Genomic DNA, 7,892 nt, shown 5'->3' with positions numbered 1-7,892 from the left:
GAATATTTGATGTGTATTACGCCTTCCGGCATTGCCTGGAAATTGACATGAGGGAAGTGAAACAGCAAAGCTGAATGTGTCCACCATGTGTTCGCACACCCGTCCACCATGTTTCCGGTCTATACAGGCGAAGCAAAAGTAAAGTACCTCGACGGCGGGGCGAGACCCGCGAAGTTAAACGCAGTGGCGCTGGATGAAAATCGGGTTGCCATTGCCAAGTCAAAACAGGCTTTGCATCCGCTCACGCGGATGATGATTTGCATGCCGCTTCCGCGCGGCGAACGGGAAAGAGGGCTTGCCTGGCCAAGCCCTCCTTCACCTCCAAGGCCACCCCACAAGCATGGCCTGCGGCTGCCCTCCGGGGCCTGACACTGCTGCGGCACGGCTGGAACTCGCGATTGGCTAACGTCCAATCGCTCAAACAGCCAGCCGCTTAAAACCGCAGCTGCGTCACCCGTCGGCATGCTTGACGGGGCCCATGGGTGGCTTCGGTGCGGTTGTTTTTCGCCAGGAGAAATGGATTTATTCGTAAGCGTTACGCGGTGGATCGCCCCTCCGGGGCATCCACCCTACAGGCAACTACCGTCAACCACCTGCCATTTACCTCCCCTTCGGTCAGTTTCCACCCCGCGATGTCGTCCATAGAATCCGCCGCTGGTGCTCAACACACCATCTCGAAGCGGTTGCCCTGCCCGAAAGCAATGGGCGCTTTCACGTTCAAAGGAACCCGCTTCATGACTACGCAAACCTCCCCCCAACACCCGCCTCCCCTTTGCTTCCACTACCACGGCAAACCGCTGCATGTGCAACATCACCAAGGCGAATGGTGGCTGCATAGCGGCGATGTGCTGGCCGTCATTGGTCGTCGGTTGGGAAGCCGTATTCAGCAATTACTGGCAGCAGAGCCGACACACGAAAACACACCGAAAACAGAAGTGACAAAGGAATACTGGCCAGCAACGGCCTTGCTGCGCGCCTTGCGTCGCAGTAACAAGCCGCTGGCGCGGCAGTTGCGTGACTGGTTGAACAGGCAGCTGCTACCGGCACTGGAGCAGCTGCCGCCCACTGCCCCGCGTTGGGAGCAGGCCTTGGCATTGGCTGCAGAGGCCGGGGTGCAGGTGAGTCATGCGGTGCTACAGGCGGTGTTGACGCAGGGTGCGCGCTGGCAGCATTCGCACTGGCTGCTGACGCTGGATTACACGCCGGACCACCCCTTGCGTCATGCGCATGGCCGTTTGCTGGGGCTGAACAGTTCGGCCACGCCCTTGCAGGCGCTGGCACAGCAGATTGCCACGCCGCCCGGCATCTCTGCCGACAATGGTGAGTTGCTAGGACTGGCCGCCGCTTGCCACCAGCGCTTGCACAGCCGTCTGTCACGGCAGTTGCTGCGTGATGGGCAGGGGCAACACCGCCCGGCTTGAAGTCTGGCGCAAGCGCGCAGTCGGTAATTGCGTCAATACTAGGCGTGACGCCAGCTGAACTGGCAAAAGCGCCGCTGCCAGTCGTCCAGTACCGCCTGTCCCGGCCATTGTGTGGCGTCGAACAATGGCTGGCCTTTGGCATCCCGCCCCTGTTGCAAGGCAGCGTGGGTGACGCCTTTGGCCTGCAGGGTGGCGGCCAGCCGGCGCAGGCTATCTGCCGTCATCACGCGCGGGTCCAGCGTGGTGCGGCATTCCAGCGCGGTGCCGCAGTCCGAACCCATTTCCAGTGCGATATCCAGTGCCTGCCACATGCGGCTTTCGCTGCCGGGCACGCCGGTGACGGCATCCACCCCGCCGGGTGCGGCCTTGATGTCGAGGCCTATCCAGTCCACCAAGCCTTTGAGCGCCGCCAGCCGCTGCGGGTAGATGCCTGCCGTGTGCAGGCCAATGGCCAAGCCCAGCTGGCGGGCGTCCTGCATCCAGTCGGCCAGTTGCGGGGCCAGTGTGGGTTCTCCACCGGAAAACACCACCCCGTCCAGAAAGCCGACCCGCGCCGCCAGCAAGCTGCGTAGTTGTGGCCAGGCCAGCCGGCCTGCATCGCGTGCTTGCAGCCCTGGGTTGTGGCAATAGCCGCAGCGCCAGGGGCAACCGGCGACAAACACGGTGGCCACCAAGCGCCCCGGCCAGTCACAGCTGGAAAACGGGGCGACACCAGCAAGTAGCGGGCTGGATTCAGTGGTGCAGGTGCTGTTCATCAAAATGCACGCGTTCGGCAAATTCGCCCTGCTTGCCGGTATTGAAGGCGGATACCGGGCGGAAGTAACCCATGACGCGGGTCCATACTTCGCAGCGGGTGCGCAGGGACGGGTCCAGTTGTTCCGCCTGTTTGATGTCGGTTTGATGGGACATATTGTTCTCCTGAGAGGGTTGGGGATAAGACGTGGCTAACAAAATGGCCTAGCGTCGCTAAGGCAAGGCGCGCCAGGCTTTTCAGCAGCAAGGCGCGGTGGCTGCCGCCTGACGGGCCAGCAGTTCGGCATCGCACTTGGGGCAGAATTCATGATGTCCACTCAGATAGCCGTGCTGCGGGCAGACCGAGAAGGTGGGCGTCACCGTGATGTAAGGCAGGCGGAAGCGTTGCAGCGAACGGTGCACCAGCTGCTTGCAGGCCGTGGCCGAGCTGACCGCCTCGGTCATGTACAGGTGCAGCACGGTACCGCCGGTGTAGCGCGCTTGCAGCGGCTCCTGATGTTGCAGGGCAACAAAGGGGTCGTCGGTATGCCCCACCGGCAGCTGGCTGGAGTTGGTGTAATACGGCTTGTCCGCCGGGCCAGCTTGCAGGATGTCGGGGAAGCGCTTGCGGTCTTCACGGGCAAAGCGGTAGGTGGTGCCCTCCGCCGGAGTGGCTTCCAGGTTGTACAGATGGCCGGTGTCTTCCTGCATCTGCACCATGCGGGCACGGATGTGGTCCAGCAGTTGCAGCGCCAGTTGCTGGCCGTGGGCGGTGGTGATGTCGTCGGCATCGTTGCTGTAATTGCGGATCAGCTCGTTGATGCCATTCACTCCCACGGTGGAGAAGTGATTGCGCAGTGTGCCCAGATAGCGCTTGGTATAAGGATACAGGCCGTCGTCCATCCAGCCTTGCACGCGCGCGCGCTTGATTTCCAGGCTGGTGCAGGCCAGCGCCAGCAGGCGGTCGGTTTCGGCCAGCAGGCCGTCCCAGTCACCACGGAAGCGATACCCCAGCCGCGCGCAGTTGAGGGTAACCACCCCCAGCGAGCCGGTTTGCTCGGCGCTGCCAAACAGGCCGTTGCCGCGCTTGAGCAGCTCGCGCAGGTCCAGTTGCAGGCGGCAGCACATGGAGCGCACCATTTGCGGTTCCAGATCGGAATTAAGGAAGTTCTGGAAATACGGCAGGCCATAGCGGGCGGTCAGATCGAACAGCAAATCGGCGTTGGCGCTGTCCCAGTCAAAATCCGGCGTGATGTTGTAGGTGGGAATGGGAAAGGTAAACGCCCGGCCATGGGCATCGCCCGCGCCCATCACCCGCAGGAAGGCGCGGTTGATGCGGTCCATCTCCGGCTGACAGTCGCCGTAGCAGAACGGCATTTCCTCACCGGCAATCTGCGGAATCTGCGGGGCCAGGTCGGCCGGGCAGGTCCAGTCGAAGGTCAGGTTGGTGAACGGCGTTTGCGTGCCCCAGCGCGAGGGCACATTCAGGTTGTACACAAATTCCTGCATGGCTTGTTCCAGCGCGGCATCGTCCAGCTCGTCCCGCTTGAGAAACGGTGCCAGGTAGGTATCCACGCTGGAAAAAGCCTGCGCGCCTGCCCATTCGTTTTGCAGGGTGCCAAGAAAATTCACCATTTGCCCCAGCGCGGCGCTCAGGTGACGCGGTGGTGCCGACTCCACCCGGCCCGGCACGCCGTTGAAACCTTCGTGCAGCAACTGGCGCAGCGACCAGCCAGCGCAGTAGCCTGCCAGCACGTCCAGATCATGCAGGTGGAAGTCCGCCTCGCGGTGGGCCTGCGCCACCTCCGGCGGATAAATGCCGTCCAGCCAGTAGTTGGCGGTGAGCTTGCCGGCGGCATTGAGTATCATGCCGCCCAGGCTGTAGCCCTGATTGGCATTGGCAGAAACGCGCCAGTCGGCGCGGCTGAGGTATTCGTCCAGCGTGGCAAGCGGATTCAGCAGCACGGTATTTTTCATAACAATATATAGTGATTAAAATTTTCAAAACACTATATATAGATTTTTATGGCCATGCCGGACACAAGACAAAACACTTGATCCGCATCAAGCGTGGTGCCCACCCTGCCGCAGCACGGCCCGTGCATGCATGATTGTCATCAGTAAACTGGCAGCCAGCCCCGGGCTGGGCCCTATAATGGCCTGCAAGCACAGCCGGGCAGCACCCTGCGTGCTTGTTCCCGGAAACAATCGGTTTGTCCTCTTCCGCACATGATCAACACAGAACAACAAGACAGGCAGGACCAGGTCCGGATCGAGCAAATCCGCCTCTTGCTCAACAATCTGGGCAGCTCGGTCCTGCCCGGCATTCTGGTGGTACTGCTGGTGGCCTATGCCTTGCAGCACCAGGCCGACCCGCTGCGGCTGACCCTGTGGTGCGTAGTGGTGATTGCCTCCAAGCTGGTGGACTTCATGGATGCCCGCCGCCTGCTGGCCCGTGCCATCCAGCCAGCCGAATTGCCCAGGCTGCGGCGGCGGCTGGTGCTGCTGCACGCCATCGACGGTGCGGCCTGGGGCAGCCTGATGTGGGTGGGGCTGAACCCTGCATCGCCCCCCAGCTGGATTCTGGCCATTGCCGTGCTGTCCGGTGTGGCGGGTAATTCCATGTCCATCCTGTCGCCGGTGCTGCCTGCCTTCATCGCCTTCATCACGCTGGAACTGGGCATGATTGCGCTCAAGTCCTTGCAGTCCGATGCACTGGCGCTGAATGCGCTGGGCCTGGCCGCCATCATGTATCTGGCCACCTTGCTGATGCAGGCGCGCAATAGTGCGCAGGCCGCCAAAGGGGCCATCGAGCTGCGCTTTGAAAACCTGGAACTGGTGGACCGGCTGCGTCTGGCCTCAGCCGAAGCCCTGCGCGCCCAGCAAGAGGCCGAGCAGGCCAATATCGCCAAATCGAAATTCCTGGCTGCCGCCAGTCACGACCTGCGCCAGCCCATCCACGCACAGGGGCTGTTTCTGGAAGTGCTGGGCAAGACCGCACTGGACCCGAAACAGCAAACCCTGCTGGCCAATATCCAGAGCGCCACCAATGCCTCGGCAGAAATGCTACACAGCCTGCTGGATTATTCGCGGGTGGACGCCGGGGTCATCACGCCTCAGTTGCAAGCCTTTGCCCTGCAGCCACTGCTCAACAAGATGGAAAGAGAGCTGGCACCACTGGCCAACACCAAGGGCCTGTTCTACCGCAGTCGTGACACGGCCGAGGTGGTGCTGTCCGATCCCTCGCTGATCGAACTGATCCTGCGCAATCTCATCAGCAATGCCATCCGCTATACCCAGCGTGGCGGCATTCTGGTGGGCTGCCGCCGCCGTGGCGATGAGCTGCTGCTGGAGATCTGGGACAGCGGCATCGGCATCGACCCGCAGCAGCAACAGGAAATCTTTGACGAATTCCATCAGCTGGGTAATCCGGAACGCGATCGTAAAAAAGGCCTGGGCCTTGGACTGGCCATCGTGCGCGGGCTCACCCAGCTGCTGCAACACCCCTTGCGTGTGCAATCGCGCCCGGGCCGTGGCAGTGTGTTTCGCCTTGCCCTGCCACGCATTGCAGTGACCAACCCGCTACCCGCAGAAACCCCGCCGCCAGTCAGGATCAGCCAGCCCCTGCCCAGGGCCACCGTGCTGCTGATCGAGGACGACGACATCGTGCGCAGCAGCATGGTGATGCTGTTGCAAAGCTGGGGTTGCCAGTGCATGGAAGCAGAATCACTGGAAACCGCCCTGCCCCTGCTGGCACAACAGACACCCGCCTTGCTGATCAGCGACTACCGGCTGCGCGAACAGAAAAGTGGCACCGATGCCATCCGTGCCATCCGCCAGGCGCTGGATCGCGACATTCCCGCCCTGCTGCTGACCGGCGACACCGCCCCGGCGCGGCTGCGCGAAGCCAGTGACAGCGGCCTGCCCTTGTTGCACAAGCCGGTTACACCGGCACTGCTATACGACAGCCTGAACCAGCTGCTCAGCCAGCAGCCCTGCACGTCGCCAGACAGAATACAGTAGAAAGGCTTTGCTTTTTTCTGAAAAAAGCACATATTTGCCACTCCGGGAAATTTCATCCGATTGACATGACCGGCCATGCAAGGCTGTTCAAGCCGTTCAGCCTGCATGGCCAGTGCTTACCCCTCACCAGACGACACATGAACCATGCTTAGTGCCAGACTGCTGCTTATCGACGACCACGCCCTGTTCCGTACCGGCTTGCGCCTGGTACTGGAAAACAACGACAAGGTTGCCGACATTCTCGAGGCCGGCACCGTGATGGATGCCATCCACCAGTTTGGCAGCACCCCGGTGGACATCATCCTGCTGGACATACAACTGCCGGGTCTGAACGGGCTGGATGGCATTGCCGTGCTGCGCCGTCATTTTCAGTCATCCCGCATCATCATCCTGTCAGCCAGCCCGGAGCTGGCCAGCACCACGCCGGACATTGCCGGGGTACTGACCAAGTCCGCCAGTGTCGAGCAGATCGACCAGGCGCTGGAACGCTGTCTGCGCGGCGAGGCACTGTCCGACGCGGTTCCGGCCAAGGCGACAGGCCGCGGCTCGCAACTGACGCCGCGCCAGCTGGAGGTGCTCAGCGAGCTGTGTCTGGGCCGGTCCAACAAGGCCATTGCCAATAGCCTGGGCCTGTCGGAAAACACCGTGCGCGTGCATGTGGCCGCCATTCTGGAACAATTCGGCGTGTACAGCCGCACCGAGGCGGTACTGGAAGCCCAGCGCCGTGGCCTGGTACAGGTGATGCGCTGATGCGCTGGCTGCCACGCTTCGACCCGCCACGCCTGCTGGCAGCGCAAATGGAGCTGATCGACCACAGCTTTGGCATTGCCATGCTGGGCTGTTTCCTGGCGTCCTTGCTGATGGCGCTGGGAGTGCTCATCAGTACCGGCAATCCGGACATCCTGGCCTGGTCGGCCCTGATGGGAGCCGGCTGCGCTGCCGGGCACTTTGGCCGCTTTTATCTGCCGGACCGCCTGTCCGAAGCCAATGCGCCGCGCTATGCCCGCGCCATGACCATGCTGCTGGTGGTACTGGGCAGCCTGTGGGGCATGGCCGGTGGTCTGTACATGGACCTCAACTTCCCGCCCACTGCCATCAGCCTGTTGTCGATGATTGCCGGTATGAGTGCGGCGGCGCTGGCCATTTTTTCGCCTTGCCTGCCGGTGGCGGTCAGTTTTTTCATTCCGTCCATCTTGCCGGTATGGGGGGTGTTCCTGGCCACCGGCAACCTCGCCTACCTGCCCATGTTTCTGGGTGTGCCACTGTTTCTGGTGGTATTGCTGGTATTTGCGCTGAACTACGCCCGCGTGGCGCGCCGCTCCATCGAGCTGCGCTTTGAAAACCGCGAGCTGGTGGACCAGTTGCGCGAGCAAACCGGCCGCGCCGCGCAGGCCTTGCACGAGGCGGAAGAAGCCAACCGCGCCAAGCTGGTATTCCTGGCCTCGGCCAGCCACGACCTGCGCCAGCCCATGCACGCACTGGGCCTGTTTCTGGCCACGCTGAAAACCACCGCACTGGATGCCAGACAGGACGAGCTGCTGGAGCATATCGAGGCCTCAGCCTCCGCCGCCTGTGAAATGCTGGACACCCTGCTGGACTTCTCCAAGCTGGAAGCCGGTGTCATCGAAGCCCGGCCACGCCAGCTGGCCTTGCAAAGTGTCCTGTACAAGCTGGAATGCGAATTCGCACCACTGGCCAATGGCAAGAACCTGGTGT

At 62.1% G+C, this 7,892-nt stretch carries 7 protein-coding genes; 4 read left to right on the top strand and 3 right to left on the bottom strand.

Annotated elements, in window-relative coordinates; translation table 11 throughout:
- Nucleotides 1-734 precede the first annotated feature (734 nt).
- A complete protein-coding gene (locus JHD62_RS20645; protein WP_199104459.1) occupies nucleotides 735-1,421 on the top strand; it encodes a hypothetical protein in 687 nt (228 codons plus the stop codon).
- A 38-nt stretch (nucleotides 1,422-1,459) separates the two neighbouring features.
- Here the strand turns inward: JHD62_RS20645 and JHD62_RS20640 are convergent, their stop codons facing one another.
- The 3 genes from JHD62_RS20640 to JHD62_RS20630 form a co-directional block, all read right to left on the bottom strand.
- Nucleotides 1,460-2,176, bottom strand: coding sequence for an anaerobic ribonucleoside-triphosphate reductase activating protein (locus JHD62_RS20640; RefSeq protein WP_199104458.1), 717 nt, complete (start codon nucleotides 2,174-2,176; stop codon nucleotides 1,460-1,462).
- Nucleotides 2,154-2,330: an anaerobic ribonucleoside-triphosphate reductase gene (gene nrdD / locus JHD62_RS20635; RefSeq protein WP_131360248.1), complete on the bottom strand. Its 177-nt coding sequence runs from the start codon at nucleotides 2,328-2,330 to the stop codon at nucleotides 2,154-2,156. Before nrdD ends, JHD62_RS20640 begins: the two co-directional genes overlap by 23 nt.
- A gap of 81 nt (nucleotides 2,331-2,411) precedes the next feature.
- Nucleotides 2,412-4,118 carry a ribonucleoside triphosphate reductase gene (locus JHD62_RS20630; RefSeq protein WP_370541104.1) on the bottom strand — a complete coding sequence of 569 codons (1,707 nt, stop codon included), beginning with the start codon at nucleotides 4,116-4,118 and terminating at the stop codon, nucleotides 2,412-2,414.
- Between the two features lie 264 nt (nucleotides 4,119-4,382).
- Between JHD62_RS20630 and JHD62_RS20625 the strand changes: the two genes are divergently transcribed.
- The 3 genes from JHD62_RS20625 to JHD62_RS20615 all read left to right on the top strand — a co-directional run.
- Complete coding sequence (locus tag JHD62_RS20625) at nucleotides 4,383-6,176, top strand: ATP-binding protein (RefSeq protein ID WP_199104456.1); 1,794 nt, start codon at nucleotides 4,383-4,385, stop codon at nucleotides 6,174-6,176.
- Nucleotides 6,177-6,320: 144 nt separating this feature from the next.
- Entirely contained in the window at nucleotides 6,321-6,926 is a 606-nt protein-coding gene (locus JHD62_RS20620) for a response regulator transcription factor (protein ID WP_199104455.1), read from the top strand.
- Nucleotides 6,926-7,892 (top strand): HAMP domain-containing sensor histidine kinase (locus tag JHD62_RS20615; protein WP_304506264.1); only part of this gene is annotated, 967 nt, incomplete at its 3' end. The genes JHD62_RS20620 and JHD62_RS20615, both read left to right, overlap by 1 nt.

The sequence above is a fragment of the Aquitalea sp. ASV11 genome (assembly GCF_016429185.1).
Classification (GTDB): Bacteria; Pseudomonadota; Gammaproteobacteria; order Burkholderiales; family Chromobacteriaceae; genus Aquitalea; species Aquitalea pelogenes.
This window is presented reverse-complemented; position numbering and strand designations above follow the sequence as displayed.

Coding starts and splice junctions, on each gene's coding strand:
- JHD62_RS20640 (WP_199104458.1), bottom strand. CDS start 2,176: ATGAACAGCACCTGCACCACTGAATCCAGCCCGCTACTTGCTGGTGTC.
- nrdD (WP_131360248.1), bottom strand. CDS start 2,330: ATGTCCCATCAAACCGACATCAAACAGGCGGAACAACTGGACCCGTCC.
- JHD62_RS20645 (WP_199104459.1), top strand. CDS start 735: ATGACTACGCAAACCTCCCCCCAACACCCGCCTCCCCTTTGCTTCCAC.
- JHD62_RS20620 (WP_199104455.1), top strand. CDS start 6,321: ATGCTTAGTGCCAGACTGCTGCTTATCGACGACCACGCCCTGTTCCGT.
- JHD62_RS20625 (WP_199104456.1), top strand. CDS start 4,383: ATGATCAACACAGAACAACAAGACAGGCAGGACCAGGTCCGGATCGAG.